Genomic DNA, 16004 nt, shown 5'->3' with positions numbered 1-16004 from the left:
AAATTAAGTCGGCAAATATAATGATTTTCTTGTATTTTATGAATTTTTAACAACAGAAATGGTTTATTTCCAGATATATTGGCATCGTGATTTCTATTTAAGATTTAACAATTTTTTCATACTATCATCATGAAGTCTTCAAAATCGATTGGTATAAAATTTTCATTTACTTCCTCAACACACTAAATTTCAAAACATTATGAAAAAACTATTTTTTTGCATCAGCATTTTTTCTTCCTTAATTCTTAATTCTCAAAGCATTAATTTGGAAGAATTTGTGACAGGACTTACCAGCCCTGTAGAGATTACGAACGCCAACGACAGCCGCCTTTTTGTTGTACAGCAGAACGGTATCATTAAAATTATTCAACCCAACGGGACTATTAACACCACCAACTTTCTGAATATCGGATCAAAAATTACTTTCGGCGGTGAAAGAGGCCTTCTTGGTCTTGCATTTCATCCTCAATACTCTGCGAACGGGTATTTTTTTGTGTATTATAACAATCTTTCAGGCAATATTATTGTTGCCAGGTACAGCGTCAGTTCAACAGATCCAAATGTAGCCGATCCTGCGTCTGAAAAAATACTGTTGAATATTCCCAAGCCTTTCGACAATCATAATGGAGGAAGCATTCATTTTGCTCCTGACGGAAAACTCTGGATCATCACCGGAGACGGAGGAAGTGGCGGTGACCCGAATAATAACGCTCAAAACAAAAATTCACTACTGGGAAAAATGCTGAGAATAGATGTAGATGCTACCGGTCCTTACAATATTCCGCCTGATAACCCTTTTGCAGGAGCAGGTGTGGATGGCTCAGACGAAATTTGGGCTTATGGTCTTAGAAACGGATGGAAATTTTCCTTTGATCTTACAACAGGAAATGCTATGATTGCAGATGTGGGACAGGGAGCAATAGAGGAAATCAACAAAATGCCCATTACTACTGCCGGATTAAATTATGGCTGGCGCTGCTATGAAGGAAATAACACCTACAATACCACAGGATGTGCAGCACAGGCTACAATGACTTTTCCTATTGCGGTATATGATCATTCGGGAGGAAAATGTTCCATCACGGGCGGTTATGTATACAGAGGAACTCAATATCCTGCATTGCAGGGGAAATATTTCTTCGCGGATTACTGTTCTACCCAAATCGGAGTTCTGGACACCAATAATGCCATAACATGGACTTCTCCTTATTCCGGAAACAACTTTTCTACTTTTGGAGAGGACTATCAAAAAGGATTGTATGTGGCAGCCGTCAACAGCGGAAAAATATTTAAAATTTCAACAGGCACTTTAGGCACTCAGGAAAACACTTTAGGAAGTATCAAAGTTTACCCCAACCCTGCTTCAAAAGAAATTTTCATTGATGGCGTGAAGGATAAAAAAGCAACGTTGGAAATCATCAGTGCAGAAGGGAGAAAAGTATTGGAAACAGATCAGATCACTAGCAGTAAAGGCATCAATATTTCAGGAATACCTGCCGGAGTATATTTTATCAATCTAAAATCAGGGGAATTAAAATCTTATAGCCAGAAATTAATTATTAAATAATAGTCTTTGTAGGCGCAAACGAAACACTATGTCTATAAAAGGATAAAAACTAACCCGAAACCAAATCAAAAGCGGTTCAGATCTGAACCGCTTTTGCTTATATTGTCATAGAGAAAATTCTCGTTTCCGGTTTGTTTCTCATCATTCTCAGGTCAAAAACCATTGCTACATTTCTTGTGAAAGCTCTACCTGCTTCAGTAATTTTAATTTCGGTTCCGTTGATCTCAACCAAACCGTCATTTTCCATTTCTTGCAGCATTTCCAGTGCATTTTCAAGTTCAGGGAAAGAATTATTGACGTCAAATGTTGTTTCAAGCTGGCACATTAAATTCAGAATATGTCTTCTTACAATAAGATCTTCTTCACTCAGTACGTGCCCTTTTACAACAGGAATTTCACCTCCTTCAACCATCTTCTGGTATTCTTCAACCGTTTTCACATTTTGGGCAAACGCATACCAGGAATCTGAAATAGCAGACATTCCAAGACCAACCATCAACTGGGTTTTGCTTGAAGTATAGCCCATGAAATTTCTGTGAAGTTTTTTATGAATCAAAGACTGGTACAGATCATCATGCTCTAGAGAGAAGTGATCCATCCCAACCTCAATATATCCTAAATCCTGAAGCAGTCTTTTACCATCTTCATACAAACGGCGCTTTTCTTCTCCACTTGGAAGGTCATTTTCATCAAAACCTCTCTGCCCAACACCTTTTACCCATGGAACGTGTGCATAAGAATAAAATGCAAGTCTGTCCGGTTTCAGCTCCATTGTTTTCCGGATGGTATGTTCCATTGCATCCCAATTCTGGTGCGGCAATCCGAAAACAAGATCATGGCTGATTCCCCTGTATCCTATTTCCTTCGCCCATTCTGTAACGTTTTTCACATTTTCAAAAGGCTGGATTCTGTTGATCGCTTTCTGAACTTTAGGATCATAATCCTGAACTCCAAAGCTCACTCTTCTAAAACCAAGATCATATAGCGTTTGAAGATGTTCCTTCGTGGTATTATTTGGATGCCCTTCAAAAGAAAATTCCGGATGTTCCGCAATCTCTACTGTTGAAAAAATACCTTCCAGCAATGTTCTTAAATTCTCAGGAGAGAAGAAAGTAGGCGTACCTCCACCAAGGTGTAATTCTTTCAGCTTAGGTCTTTCGTTGAAAAGATCAAGATAAAGTTTCCATTCCTTTAAAACACTTTCCAGATAAGGAATTTCAACACTATGCTGTTTGGTAATACGCTTATGGCACGCACAGAACGTACACAACGCCTCACAGAAAGGCAAATGGATATAAATAGAAATCCCCTCCTCTGCATTGCTCTCATGAAAAGACCTGATTACAGTTTCCTTCCATTTTTCCGGTGAAAATGTTGATTCATCCCAATATGGAACGGTAGGATAAGACGTGTAACGCGGCCCGGGAATATTATACTTATCTATTAAAGAGTTCATTTTGAAAATTAAAATTTTATAAGGATATGAAATTTAACATAATTAAAATTTCACCTTACAAAATTAACCATTAGTTATGAATTTTAGTCTATGAATTATATTAGGTTCTATTTTATAATGAATCTAAATACGATGAATACTGACTTTCTTCAATATAATGATAAATTCTATATTAACTATTTAAAAATTGTTCATGAGAAGAATATGTCAATCATATGCTTTTATGGTGCATTGCCCATTAAAATGTAAATATTTTCGCTTTTGAAAAATTATCATCCCACATAATGAAGTCATGACCGGACGGTGCCATATCTGTTTCTTTAACTATTGATGGATTGGAAGGATATTTACCAGCTTTCGCATCCCATTTCAAATGTATGAACTTTCCGTTTCCACTCTTTAAAATAAGATCATTCCATCCTGAAGTAATTGCTGCACTTCTGAAAACCGGCGGTCTCATTACCGTAAACCTGTTGATCAGCTTCATATCACTGCTTAGTAATAAAAATGTACAGCCTCCACTTCCACAAAATGCTCTTCCTGAAAGTGAAATGAAATATTCATTTTTTTTATCATTATTGAGGTCTACAGTATAAAAAGAAAACTGGCGGTCGGAAGTTTCAAGGGACGGCAGATCGTTTTTCAAATAATCCTGGAGATAAAGCTTCAGTTTTTCAGCAGTGGCATTGTCTGTGGTGTCGGGATTATATCCGGATTCTGTAGTCCCCGTCTTCGCAGAATCCACAACTTTTCCTTCAGAAGAAGAAATTACAGGAGCTGTGTTTTCCGGCAGCTTTTTTTCATCTTTTTTACAGGCAGCTAACATTACTGCTGACATTCCAAGACATATAGCCCATTGTTTATTTTTTATCTTCATCATCATATTAATTAATCTTTTTTTGTTCTCGGTGTTACCGAAACTTCTCCGGTAAATTTCAATATACAAAAATAACATTTATTTCTGTAAGATATCCCAACAGCCTGTTTTATCTGAAATTTCAAGAGAGGAAAATTAAAATTTCAATTTTATGACGGCAATTCTGTTATTTCCTGCAAGTACAACATTGTTACCATCTAACCATTGACACACAAAGAAGCCTTTCTCATCGGAAATTTTCTTCCACGTCCTTCCAAAATCTGAAGAGTAACTGATATGCTTGTCTCCCACCGCAATAATCTCTTTTCCTTTTGATCCCGGCTTAATTTTCACACAGGTGGTGTATCCCGCATTTTGCCCTGAAGCATGAATCTGCCAGGTTCTCCCCCCATCATTAGTGGTAGCAACATTGTTGATATTAGCATCCTGTTTTGTATAATCTCCTCCTGCAGCAATTCCAAAATGATCATTGTAAAAGTCAATAGAATATATCCCCTGTGAAGATTCTCCCTGTATAATTGGAGTATTGAAAACTTCGATATTTTCATCCTTCAGATTCATTCTTAATATTCTTGAAGCTTTTCCTCCTGTTGCAATCCATAAATATTTTTTAGAGGATGAAATATTGGTATTACTTGCAGCAAAAGCAGCTTCACCCTCGTTTAATATTATATTATTCTTAAACATACTCCATTTCCCGTCTTTATAGACCGCCAGCTTCAGCCTCAGATCTTTATCCGAATCACTAAAAGTATAGGCTAACTTATCATTAACGAAATGTAAAGCATCATAAAAAGCTGTTTTTGCTGTATCTTTAAAAACAACCTGTGACTTCAGATCTTTTTTATCAATTTTAAAGAAATGAGCCGGACTTTCAATATTAATAGCATAAAAAGACGTTTTGTTCTGTGCTAATGTTCTGAACTGAAGCTTATTTTCTGAGAGTTTTATCTGCCTCTGATTTTTATAGTCTTTAAGATCTACAAACCCAAATTTGGAATCCGTACCACTATACCACACTTTGTTGTCATATACTTCAATGGCTCTGATGCTGATCTTATCATTAAGAATCGTTTCAAGGCTTTCTACCTGCTGGGAAAACGCTGTAAGTCCGGTGGACAGAAATAAAATGGAAAAAATCTTTTTCATATTATAATATTGTGACAAAAAAAACCGCCGAAGCGGTTTATATTATTAATCCTGGTTCTGATATTTTTCAGGATTGTTCAGTTTACTGTTTGATTTCCCATAAAGGAAATATACTAAACCACCCAGGAATAACCACACAGCCGAAAGCTCCAATGCGTGAGCGCTTAAGTTAAATATCAAATAAATATTGATAAATACTCCCAATGCCACAACTATTTTATAAGCCGGAACTTTGAAAGGTCTGATCAAATTAGGCTCTTTCTTTCTCATCACCCAAACTGCAATACAAACCAGTGTAAATGCAAACAGGGTTCCGAAACTTGTCATATCTGCCAATGTTGAAATAGGGGTAAATGCTGCGATCAAAGCTACTACAATTCCTAACAAAATAATTCCTTTATAAGGTGTTTTTGTTTTTGGATGAAGATCACCGAAGAATTTAGGAATCAATCCGTCTTTTGCCATCCCGATAAAGATTCTGGATTGTCCCATCATCATTACCATTACTACGGAAATTAACCCTACAGTAGCAGCAATTGTTACGATATTACTGGCCCAGTGTTTTCCGGCAATTTCAAAAGCATATGCTACAGGAGCTTTAATAGCATCAGGATATTTCCCTTCCGGGTTAAAGTCTGTATAATGCATCATCCCTGTTAATACAAGAGATACACAAATATATAAAGCTGTACAAACCAATAATGAAGCAATAATTGCGAAAGGTACATCTTTCTTAGGATTAATAGCTTCCCCAGCCTGCGTAGAAACAGCATCAAAACCAATATAAGCAAAGAAAATCGCTGCTGCTCCGGAAATAATTCCTTTAATACCGTAGGCAGAAACCATATCTCCTTCAGAATTTTTAATCTGAATCTGATCCGGAATAAAAGGTTTCCAGTTTTTAACACCGTCTACAGCGTTGTAAAGATCGGTATTAGAGAAAATAATATATATTCCTGCAATAATTACAAAGATAACAGCTGAAGTTTTCATTAAAACGATCAGGTTATTCGCTCCTGCAGCTTCTTTAGTTCCCTTTACCAATAATGCAGTAATTAAAAGAACAAGAATAAATGCAGGAAGGTTCATAGAAAAACCATCTCCGGTATAACTTGCCGGATCTGATGTAAGATAGGCAGGCAAATGAATATTAAAAATCTTTAAAAATTTGTTAAAGTATCCGGACCAACTTACGGAAACGGCCATACTCGCCATGGCATACTCGAGGATGAGACACCATCCCATTGCCCATGCAAAAATTTCTCCTACTGTTCCGTATGCATAGGCATAAGCTGAACCCTCTACAGGAATAATGGATGCAAACTCTGCATAGCATAATGCAGCAAAAACGCAGGCAATCCCTGCTATGATAAAGGAAATAGCAAGAGCTGGTCCTGCATGATAATAGGCTCCTGTTCCGGTAAGAACAAAGATTCCACCACCAATGATAGCACCCACTCCAATTGCTGTTAAACTCCATTTTCCAAGGACTTTTTTCAGCTCACTTTTCTTCATATCTGCCTCATAGGCACTTAGTGGCTTTTTTACCCAAATTTTCGACATGTTTTTTTATTTATTAAGGATTTACGAAAATATAAAAAATTTAGAAACTCTCACGTTAATCGTTAAACTTTCCTCATTTATTTTACATTAAAGGTTTAAAAACCTGAACAACACATTATATAATCCATTTTAAAAAGTCCATATTTTTGCTTATTTTTGATTGCATGAATTTATATGATCTTTTTGTAAAGCCTTATGAAAGCTATGATTCTTTACAAATTATGTTGGAAGCATCAGGTGCAATTTTCGGAATACTGAGCGTATTTTTTTCCATAAAGAAAAATATATGGGTGTACCCTACTGGCATTATTTCAACGCTGATCTATGTATATCTTCTTTTCAATGCCGGGCTGCTGGGAGACTGTATGATTAACGTCTATTATACTGTCATGAGTATTTATGGATGGGTTCTATGGGCAAGAAATTCTGAAGATCATATTCATGTAGAAGTTACATGGGCTACCCGAAAAGAATGGATACATGCAAGTATTCTTTTTGTGATGAGTCTGGCACTTGTTACCCTAATTTATTATTACAAACCTTATATCGATAATCAATTTTCGATGGAAGGAGTCAGTTTGGGATTATATCATCTGGACTGGGCAAACTGGATGGATGTTTTCACTACCTCCATATTTTTGGCAGGAATGTGGTTGATGGCTAAACAACGCATTGAAAGCTGGATTTTCTGGATTATCGGGGATCTTATTTGTATCCCTATGATGATTTTTAAGGGGCTTGGAATCACTTCGGTTCAATATTTGGTATTTACTATAATGGCGATCTTGGGATACGTCAGTTGGAAAAAAAGTTTTAAAGAAAAAAAAGTACAATAAAGTCATGAAAAATTTATTTAAAATAGCATTCAGTATTTTTGCTATTACCAGTTTAACCTCTTGTTTAGCTTATACCGACGGATACGGAAGCAACGGAAGCTATGGGTATGGAGATCCGTATTATAACAACGGATATTACTATGCGCCTTCAGGATATTACGGAAGCGGTGGATATTGGGGTAATGACGGCTATTATTACAGAAGCAATGTTAATTATTACTATGATAATGGTATTCCTTATTACTATGATAGCTACAATAACTCCAGAAGAAAGGTCTACGTAGAAAGAAGGTCTACTTCATCTTCAAGACCTCAGAACGGATTCCAGAATACGCGTACAACGAACAGCAACGGTTCATACAATAATAACGGAGGATTCAACAATAACAGAAACTCCAACAGCAACAGCGGATTCAGAAACCAGAACAATGGTTATCAGAATAATCAGGGAAATCAAAACAACAACGGTTTCAGAAATTCCAACGGTAACAGTGGATTCAGAAATCAAAACAGCAGTAATCAGAATAACCAGAATAACAGCGGTTTCAGAAATTCTGAAAGCAGCAGGTCAGAATCTTCCGGCGGGGGATTCAGAAATAGCTCGGGCAGCCAAAGCACGAGTTCAAGCAGACAGCAGAGCGGCGGAGGCGGCTTTAGATAAAACGATTATAAATAAGGAAACGAACAGTTAACACTGTTCGTTTTTCATTTTAAATATAGTAATTTTGCTTCTTCATTAACAAAAAAATATGGAATTTTATAAATATCAGGGAACAGGAAATGATTTTGTAATGGTAGACAACCGTGATCTCCAATTTACTAAAGATAAAGATAGTATTGAAAAGCTATGTGACAGACGCTTCGGAATAGGTGCTGACGGTCTTATTCTATTGGAAAACGATCCTGAATATGATTTCAAGATGGTATACTACAATTCTGATGGCGGGGAAAGTACGATGTGTGGAAACGGAGGAAGATGTCTTGTTGCTTTTGCTTTTTTCCTTGACATTTTTGAAGACAAATGTAAGTTCATTGCTACCGACGGTGAACATGAAGCTGAAATCCATAACGGAATCATTAAATTAAAAATGATCAATGTAGATACTGTTTCCCATGACGGAAATGATTTTGTTCTGAACACCGGATCTCCACACTATGTAAAATATGTAGACAACCTGAAAGAGTATCACGTCTATGACGAAGGATATGGCATCAGAAATTCTGAAAAATATAAAGAAAAAGGAATCAATGTGAACTTTGTAGAAAAAATTTCAGATAATGAAATTTTTGTAAGAACCTATGAACGAGGCGTTGAAGACGAAACTTACAGCTGCGGAACAGGAGTTACAGCTTCCGCTTTAACTTTTCTGCAAAAACATAATCTAACCTCTGTAAAAGTTAAAACTTTAGGCGGAAACCTTAAAGTATATGCTGAAAAAAGCGGGGATGCATTCCAGAATATCTGGTTAGAAGGTCCTGCAAAGCAAGTTTTTAGAGGTAAAACAGATCTTCTTTAAAAACAAAAAACTTTTAATCAACATTTAATAAGAATGAAAAAAGCAATTCTCATTGTCATTCTGCTGGCTTTTGTAGTGGCAGGATTTTTTGGTTTGAGATTTTATAATAAATATTTAGGAAATAACGTAGAAAAGGATGGTTACGTTCTGATTCCTCACAGAGCGGGCTTTAAACAAATCCTAGATTCTATTGCTCCTTATATTAAAGACAGAGAGTCTTTTGAAGCTGTAGCCAAGGAAAAAGGTCTTGATACGAATTTTAAAGCAGGGCGTTACCATATCCAGAGCGGAACAGGCAACAAAAACCTTGTCAATATGATCAAAGCTGGTAACCAGACAGCCAACTCTTACCGAATCGGTGATTTTGGAGATATGTACCAGATGATTGGTAAGGTGACTAAAAAAACGGAAATTGATTCATTACATTTTGTCAATGATCTGGATGCTGTTGCACAGGAGAAAGGCTATAAAAATGTTGAAGATTTAAAAAAATACTTTTTCATTGATACCTATAATTTTTTCTGGACAGTAAGCCCGAGAGAGTTTTTCTCAAAGTTTGAAAATCAGTATAATGATTTCTGGACGAGTGAAAGAAAAAGTAAAGAAAAGCAGTCTGGTCTTACAAGAGATCAGATTTATGCACTGGCTTCTATTGTTTATAAAGAATCCGGAGGAAAAAAAGATGAAATGAAAACGATTGCAGGATTGTATTTAAACCGTTACAGAAAAGGAATGAAGCTTCAGTCTGATCCTACAGTTATTTATGCAATCAATAAGCAGACAAATTTTAAAGAACCTATAAAAAGGGTATTTTATAAGCATTTGTCTACACCATCACCTTATAATACTTATGCCAATGCAGGTATTCCTCCGGGGCCCATCTGTGTAGTGGATAAGAATTCAATAGATGCTGTTTTAAATGCTGAAAACAACAATTTTATATTTATGTGTGCTGATCCGGCAAGATTCGGATACCATAAGTTTACTGCAAGTGCTGAAGAACATGCGGTGAATGCAAAGGCCTATCAGGATTGGCTCAACTCAAAAAATATAAAATAGGCTTAGAAAGCACCTAAAAAATTTATACAGTTAGAAAAACAATAAACGACCATAATATTTTGATGATCAGCCTAGTATGGACACTCAAAATATTAAGGGTTATTCTTTCACGATCTTATACAAAAAAATAACCTATGAAGAATAAGACAGAAATTGTCAATATTTTCACCAGAAAAACTTTAGGACTTACCTTAGTACTTTCAGCGGCAGCACTGGCTTTTGCACAGGAGAAAGCTGGAGTTTCAGGGATCATTGTCAACAAAAAAAATCAACCGGTTCCTTATGCTTCCGTAACTTTCAGCAATAAGGCCAACAAGACTTTAAGTGATGCTGTACTGACAGATGAAAAAGGGCAATATACCCTTCAGCTTATGCCCGGAGATTATGATATTACAGTAGAAGCTATTGATTACAAAAAAAGTGTAGTCAGCAAAAATATTGCAAAAGCAGGTAATATCGGAGCTTTATCTATTGAAGCAGAGCCTTCGTCTACTGCTGATGGCAAAACAAAAGAAATTCAGGGTGTTGTAATTACTGCTTCTGCAGCGAAACCTTATAAAGTAGAGCTTGATAAGAAAACATATGATCCTTCGCAGGATATTGTGAGCAAAGGAGGAAATCTTCAGGATGTTTTAACTAATGTTCCTTCAGTTTCCGTGGATACAGACGGAACAGTTTCTATGAGAGGAAGTACCAATGTAAAGTTTCTTATCAATGGAAAGCCTTCTGCCCTTCTTGGGATAGATGACGGAGCGAATGCACTGCAGAGTATTCCGGCGGATCAGATTGAAAGAATTGAAGTTATTACCAACCCTTCTTCTAAATTTGAAGCAAGTGGTACATCCGGTATTCTGAATATCATCCTAAAAAAAAATAAAAAGGTAGGATTTAATGGTAGTGTGGTTGGATCACTGGGATATTTTCCAAGAACTTCTCTCAATACGAACCTGAGCTGGAGAAAAAACAACTGGACATGGTTCCTGAATGGCGGTGGTGGTTACACAGAAAACAAAACGAAGAATAATTCGGAAACAACCTATCACAATCTCACATTTCCCGATGTGATTGCTTTCCAGCAGCCTAATGATGTTCTTGTTCATCAATTGCAAAACTCCGAGAATAAAACGTATAATAAAAATTATAATGTGAGTGCGGGTTTTGTATATGATTTATCTGATAAGACTTCCATTAATTTCACAGGATTGGTGAGAACATTTGAAGGAGACGGAAATGAACTTCTTGATACCTACGACAGTTTTTACAGGTTTTTCAGAGATTCACCGGATCCGGGCACTACAGCAGGAAAATGGAGTTTATTAAATCCCTATGGAAGAAGAGATTCTAAAAGTATCTTCAATAACCTTGCTTTCCAGGGAGATTTGGGATTAGATCATAAATTTGATGATAACGGACAAAATTTATCCGTATCATTAAGTCTGCAAAGGAACAGAAGTAACAATAATGCGGATATTCTTGAAACTTACGACCTTCGTCCTGATGTGCAGGATATTACAAGAAGATATTCGTTAACTAAAACAATAATCGGTAAAGCTGATTATGAGCTGCCAATAGGAGAAAAATCCAAGCTTGAAGCAGGATATAGATTGGATGTTAATGATAATACTTACAATAATTTTGTAAGCAGTACTTCCAACAATCCTTTTATTCCAAGTTATAATAACAATACAGATTATAAAGAAGTCTTCAATGCTTTTTATCTACAATTTAAGAGTAAAATAGGAGAAAAATTTGCTTATCAGCTCGGTTTAAGAGATGAGCTGTCCAATGTCAGCATTAATTATATCAATCAAAATCCTAATGATAAGCCGTTAGATAAGACCAAAAATTATAATAATCTATTTCCGAGTGTATTCTTAAGCTATGATGTATCTAAAAATAATCAGATTTTGCTTAATTATTCCCGCAGAATAGACAGACCAAGGTCCTTCTTTATGGTTCCCTTCCCGAATTACAGCAACAGCCAGAATATTTTTGAAGGAAACATAGACCTGAATCCCTCATATGTAGATTCATTTGAAGTAGGATATAATATTACCAGAAAAAAATTCACGGTTAATCCTACCCTATACTACAGACACGCAACGGATGATACCAAAATGTTGGTCTACAGACCTGATGAAAGCCTTGGTGTATTTTATACAAAGCCAATCAACTTAGGAAACGATGACCGTTATGGTTTGGACCTGAACTTTACTTATGATCCATTTGCATGGTTGAAAATCATGGGAAGTCTGGACATGTTCGGATATAAAACTACAGGAATTGCTTATTATGATGCTATTGATAAAAATAAGCTGCAGCAAACCCGCAGCATGAATTTCACAGGAGACGGTTTTTCTACCAGAGCCCGTCTTAATACAACATTCAAGCTTGACAAAACGCTAAGTGTACAATTACAGGGATTCTATAGAGGGGCACAGAAAACAGCCAGCCAAAATACAGAAGATATGTATGCCCTGAATCTCGGTGCATCCAAGACTATCTGGAAAGGAGACGGAACAATTTCCTTCAATATTCAGGATATATTCAATACAAGAAGCAGAGAAGTATTTAGTTTCAATGAGGATTATACACGAAGAAACTATATGCAGTGGCAGCCAAGACAGTTTGCTATTTCGTTAACTTACAGATTTAAGCAGGGAGAAAAAATTGAACAACCTAAAAAGAAAAAGGACATCAATTCCAACGCAACAGGTGATGACCAGCAAGGCGGCCCTATGTAAGACAGCAAAAATCCCGAAAGTACTTTCGGGATTTTTTATTTCTGTTATTTTACAGGTTCTGCTTTGGCATCTTTTTCTTTTTCAGCTTCGTAGATTCTCCTTCTCAGGTCACTGGTGGAAAACCGATGGTCTCTTTTGTTGTAAAAGATCTCAATTCCTTTTTCCTCACAGTATTTTTTACCTGTAAAGTCTCTGTCCATATAATCATCTCCAATAATTCTTACATCAATCACAAATGATTTAAGAATATCCAAAAGGTCTTCTTCTGTGTAATAAGGAATAATCTCATCCACAGCATTCACTGCTTTCAGTTGAATATATCTTTCAACAATAGTCTGGCTTGGCTTATTTTTGTTTGGACGATCGTGAGACGGATCGATTTGAAGTCCAACAATTAAATAGTCACACACGGTTTTAGCTTCTTCAAGCATTTTGATGTGACCTGCATGCAATAAGTCAAATGACGAAAATGTAATACCTATTCTCTGTGTCTTCATATTAATGTTAAATTAAAGCTTCGCTGAAATACATGTTTCTTAAAAAGATAAAACACTTAATTTTCAAGGAAGATGTTTGTAATTTGTTTTATGATCGTTTAAATTATTATTTCATGTGACGTCAGTATTTCTCAACACTTAAGTCTATGAATTTCTGGTTTTCAGATATTTCTGCCATTCCCAAACTGTTCTTAGAGCTTCTTCAAGCGAGGTTTCAGACTTCCAGTGGAGCTCTTTTCCGGCTTTATCTGGATTAGCATACGCAATAGTAATATCTCCCTCTCTTCTGGCACATATCTGATAAGGCACTTCTACATTATTGGTTTTTTCAAATGCTTTTACCACTTCCAGTACAGATGAACCCTTTCCTGTTCCCAGATTGTAGATATCTATCACAGCATCCGATGAAGGATCATCAATGAGTTTCTTTAGTGCTGCAACGTGTGCTTTTGCAAGGTCAACAACATAGATATAATCACGAACGGCAGTTCCGTCCTCTGTAGGGTAATCATCTCCCCAAATATTTAATTTTTCTCTTATTCCTGAAGCTGTTTGCATCACATAAGGTACTAAATTATTAGGAATTCCTATAGGCAATTCTCCCAGCTTTCCGGATGGATGTGCCCCGATTGGATTAAAATACCTTAATAGCGATATTTTACTGTGATAGGCTTTTGCAAAATCAATCAAAATCTGTTCTCCCATTTGTTTTGTTTTCCCGTATACACTTTCAGGCGTTTTCAACGGAGTATTTTCATCTATCGGCATTACATCTGCCTGTCCGTAAACGGTACACGATGAGCTGAAAATAAAATTGGAGATCTTTCTTGTTTTAAATTCCTGAAGAATATTAATCAAAGAAAACAAATTATTCTCATAATAGTCTACAGGAATGATCTGGCTTTCTCCTACCGCTTTAGAGGCTGCAAAATTGATACAACCATCAATTTGGTGCGCATCAAAAACCTGAGTAAGAAGTTCTTTTCTTCTTAAATCGAAAGGATAAAAAACAGGTTTCTTACCAGTAATTTCCTCAATGTTTTTTAAAATAAACCTTTCCGTATTGGATAAATCGTCTATAATAACCACTTCAAAGCCGTTATTAAGAAGTTCTACAACAGTGTGAGAACCAATATATCCAAGGCCGCCGGTAACAAGTATTGCCATTTTTATTTTTAAAATTTGTTAATCTTGATGTTTTCCTATGTTTTCTATTTCATTCGCTCCCGCATATTTTTTCACTTTAAATACATTGACAATCAGTAAATTCAATATGAGTATAATTAGGAATTTAAAAGTAAAATTTTCCAAAATATTATATCCATTTAAAAATCCAAATAATAAAGGGTAACCTAAAACAATTATAGATAAAAATAAACTAAGATTTAGGAACAAAATAGCTTTATCATATTTTTCTACAAGATTGACAAATGCAAACGAATTAATAACAAGCGAAATAGCAATAAACAATGTTTTAAACAGGTTAAAATCATTAAATATTTCAAATACGGAAAATGCAGATATTATAAAAAGTAGTAAGCTGGTTATTACCGCTAAATAGTATACCAGCCTATATTTAAATATCTTTTTTTTCATTTATTTCATAAACTCAAGGACTGCATCCGTAATATATTTCAGCTGCTCTTCGTCTAATTCTGTATGCATCGGTAAAGAAATTACCTGATCCAAAAGCTTATCAGTATTCACAAAATCTGCAGCATCACTTTCCTGGAAGTATGCTTTTTGTTTTCTCAACGCCACAGGATAGTAAATCATTGCAGGAATATCTTTTTCCGATAAAAACTTCTGAAGCTCATTACGTTTTCCATTCAGAATTCTTAATGTATACTGGTGGAATACATGAGTAGAGTTCTCGGCTCTTTTGGGAGTCAGGATATTCTGGTTTCCTTCGAAAGCTTCATCGTAGAAATCTGCTGCTTTTCTTCTTGCCTCGTTATAAGAATCAAGGTGAGGAAGTTTTTTTCTTAAAACCGCTGCCTGAATGCTGTCCAAACGTGAGTTTACCCCCACCTCATCATGGTAATATCTCTCGTACATTCCGTGGTTTACAATTCCTCTTAAACGGTGAGCTAATTCATCATTATTGGTAAAAATAGCCCCTCCGTCTCCGTAGCATCCCAGGTTTTTTGAAGGGAAGAAAGAAGTGGTTCCCACAGTAGACATTGTTCCTGCCTGTTTTACCGTTCCATCGGAAAATGTATATTCTGAACCGATTGCCTGGGCATTATCTTCAATAACATATAAATTGTGCTCTTCAGCAATTTTTAAAATTTCTTCCATATTGGCACACTGTCCGAAAATATGTACCGGAATAATCGCTTTTGTTCTGGGCGTAATTGCTTTTTTAATCTGTTCAGTAGAAATTGTGAATGTATCATAATCTACATCTACCAGTACAGACTTTAATTTAAGCAGATGAATTACCTCCACTGTTGCAGCAAAAGTAAAATCAGCCGTGATAATTTCGTCTCCTTCTTTCAGATCCAACCCCATCAGGGCAATCTGTAATGCATCTGTACCATTGGCACACGGAATCACATGTTTTACGTCTAGATAAGACTCCAATTCATTCTGGAAAGACTTTACTTCAGGACCGTTAATAAATGCCGCAGAATCCATTACATTCAAAACTGCATTGTCTACATCATTCTTTATTTTGTAATACTGACTTTGCAAATCAACCATCTGAATTTTTTTCATATACTAAAATATTTCTGT

At 36.0% G+C, this 16004-nt stretch carries 14 protein-coding genes; 6 read left to right on the top strand and 8 right to left on the bottom strand.

The window, feature by feature from the left end:
• Positions 1 to 199: 199 nt before the first annotated feature.
• Positions 200 to 1567 carry a PQQ-dependent sugar dehydrogenase gene (locus tag EK417_RS08845; RefSeq protein ID WP_136521944.1) on the top strand — a complete coding sequence of 456 codons (1368 nt, stop codon included), beginning with the start codon at positions 200 to 202 and terminating at the stop codon, positions 1565 to 1567.
• A gap of 97 nt (positions 1568 to 1664) precedes the next feature.
• Here the strand turns inward: EK417_RS08845 and hemN are convergent, their stop codons facing one another.
• The 4 genes from hemN to EK417_RS08825 form a co-directional block, all read right to left on the bottom strand.
• On the bottom strand, positions 1665 to 3023 hold the full coding sequence (gene hemN / locus EK417_RS08840; protein WP_136521943.1) for an oxygen-independent coproporphyrinogen III oxidase: 1359 nt from the start codon (positions 3021 to 3023) through the stop codon (positions 1665 to 1667).
• A gap of 238 nt (positions 3024 to 3261) precedes the next feature.
• A complete protein-coding gene (locus tag EK417_RS08835) occupies positions 3262 to 3903 on the bottom strand; it encodes a COG3650 family protein (RefSeq protein ID WP_136521942.1) in 642 nt (213 codons plus the stop codon).
• A gap of 132 nt (positions 3904 to 4035) precedes the next feature.
• Complete coding sequence (locus EK417_RS08830; protein WP_136521941.1) at positions 4036 to 5049, bottom strand: WD40/YVTN/BNR-like repeat-containing protein; 1014 nt, start codon at positions 5047 to 5049, stop codon at positions 4036 to 4038.
• Between the two features lie 45 nt (positions 5050 to 5094).
• Positions 5095 to 6612, bottom strand: coding sequence for an amino acid permease (locus tag EK417_RS08825; RefSeq protein ID WP_110367244.1), 1518 nt, complete (start codon positions 6610 to 6612; stop codon positions 5095 to 5097).
• A gap of 164 nt (positions 6613 to 6776) precedes the next feature.
• On the opposite strand from EK417_RS08825, the gene pnuC reads away from it, so the two are divergent.
• The 5 genes from pnuC (at position 6777) to EK417_RS08800 (ending at position 12768) form a co-directional block, all read left to right on the top strand.
• Entirely contained in the window at positions 6777 to 7448 is a 672-nt protein-coding gene (gene pnuC, locus EK417_RS08820) for a nicotinamide riboside transporter PnuC (protein WP_076594286.1), read from the top strand.
• Between the two features lie 4 nt (positions 7449 to 7452).
• Complete coding sequence (locus EK417_RS08815) at positions 7453 to 8109, top strand: hypothetical protein (protein WP_136521940.1); 657 nt, start codon at positions 7453 to 7455, stop codon at positions 8107 to 8109.
• Between the two features lie 88 nt (positions 8110 to 8197).
• Positions 8198 to 8965: a diaminopimelate epimerase gene (dapF, locus tag EK417_RS08810; RefSeq protein ID WP_076594284.1), complete on the top strand. Its 768-nt coding sequence runs from the start codon at positions 8198 to 8200 to the stop codon at positions 8963 to 8965.
• 33 nt (positions 8966 to 8998) lie between these two features.
• Positions 8999 to 10024, top strand: a complete 1026-nt coding sequence (mltG, locus tag EK417_RS08805; protein WP_136521939.1) for an endolytic transglycosylase MltG — start codon at positions 8999 to 9001, stop codon at positions 10022 to 10024.
• Between the two features lie 134 nt (positions 10025 to 10158).
• On the top strand, positions 10159 to 12768 hold the full coding sequence (locus tag EK417_RS08800) for a TonB-dependent receptor (protein WP_136521938.1): 2610 nt from the start codon (positions 10159 to 10161) through the stop codon (positions 12766 to 12768).
• Positions 12769 to 12812: 44 nt separating this feature from the next.
• On the opposite strand, the gene EK417_RS08795 is transcribed toward EK417_RS08800, so the two are convergent.
• From EK417_RS08795 to EK417_RS08780, 4 genes are all read right to left on the bottom strand, one after another.
• Positions 12813 to 13265 carry an adenylyltransferase/cytidyltransferase family protein gene (locus EK417_RS08795; RefSeq protein ID WP_076594277.1) on the bottom strand — a complete coding sequence of 151 codons (453 nt, stop codon included), beginning with the start codon at positions 13263 to 13265 and terminating at the stop codon, positions 12813 to 12815.
• Positions 13266 to 13409: 144 nt separating this feature from the next.
• Positions 13410 to 14432, bottom strand: a complete 1023-nt coding sequence (gene galE / locus EK417_RS08790; protein WP_136521937.1) for a UDP-glucose 4-epimerase GalE — start codon at positions 14430 to 14432, stop codon at positions 13410 to 13412.
• A gap of 18 nt (positions 14433 to 14450) precedes the next feature.
• Positions 14451 to 14861 (bottom strand): hypothetical protein, encoded by a 411-nt coding sequence (locus EK417_RS08785; RefSeq protein ID WP_136521936.1) that lies wholly within the window; start codon positions 14859 to 14861, stop codon positions 14451 to 14453.
• Positions 14862 to 15986, bottom strand: a complete 1125-nt coding sequence (locus tag EK417_RS08780; protein ID WP_136521935.1) for a DegT/DnrJ/EryC1/StrS family aminotransferase — start codon at positions 15984 to 15986, stop codon at positions 14862 to 14864.
• Positions 15987 to 16004 lie beyond the last annotated feature (18 nt).

The sequence above is a fragment of the Chryseobacterium candidae genome (genome assembly GCF_004916905.1).
Taxonomy (GTDB): domain Bacteria; phylum Bacteroidota; class Bacteroidia; order Flavobacteriales; family Weeksellaceae; genus Chryseobacterium; species Chryseobacterium candidae.
Note: the sequence above shows the minus strand (reverse complement) of the source record. Positions and strands in the feature narration are given on the sequence as shown.

Coding starts and splice junctions, on each gene's coding strand:
- EK417_RS08845 (WP_136521944.1), top strand. CDS start 200: ATGAAAAAACTATTTTTTTGCATCAGCATTTTTTCTTCCTTAATTCTT.
- hemN (WP_136521943.1), bottom strand. CDS start 3,023: ATGAACTCTTTAATAGATAAGTATAATATTCCCGGGCCGCGTTACACG.
- EK417_RS08835 (WP_136521942.1), bottom strand. CDS start 3,903: ATGATGAAGATAAAAAATAAACAATGGGCTATATGTCTTGGAATGTCA.
- EK417_RS08830 (WP_136521941.1), bottom strand. CDS start 5,049: ATGAAAAAGATTTTTTCCATTTTATTTCTGTCCACCGGACTTACAGCG.
- EK417_RS08825 (WP_110367244.1), bottom strand. CDS start 6,612: ATGTCGAAAATTTGGGTAAAAAAGCCACTAAGTGCCTATGAGGCAGAT.
- pnuC (WP_076594286.1), top strand. CDS start 6,777: ATGAATTTATATGATCTTTTTGTAAAGCCTTATGAAAGCTATGATTCT.
- EK417_RS08815 (WP_136521940.1), top strand. CDS start 7,453: ATGAAAAATTTATTTAAAATAGCATTCAGTATTTTTGCTATTACCAGT.
- dapF (WP_076594284.1), top strand. CDS start 8,198: ATGGAATTTTATAAATATCAGGGAACAGGAAATGATTTTGTAATGGTA.
- mltG (WP_136521939.1), top strand. CDS start 8,999: ATGAAAAAAGCAATTCTCATTGTCATTCTGCTGGCTTTTGTAGTGGCA.
- EK417_RS08800 (WP_136521938.1), top strand. CDS start 10,159: ATGAAGAATAAGACAGAAATTGTCAATATTTTCACCAGAAAAACTTTA.
- EK417_RS08795 (WP_076594277.1), bottom strand. CDS start 13,265: ATGAAGACACAGAGAATAGGTATTACATTTTCGTCATTTGACTTATTG.
- galE (WP_136521937.1), bottom strand. CDS start 14,432: ATGGCAATACTTGTTACCGGCGGCCTTGGATATATTGGTTCTCACACT.
- EK417_RS08785 (WP_136521936.1), bottom strand. CDS start 14,861: ATGAAAAAAAAGATATTTAAATATAGGCTGGTATACTATTTAGCGGTA.
- EK417_RS08780 (WP_136521935.1), bottom strand. CDS start 15,986: ATGAAAAAAATTCAGATGGTTGATTTGCAAAGTCAGTATTACAAAATA.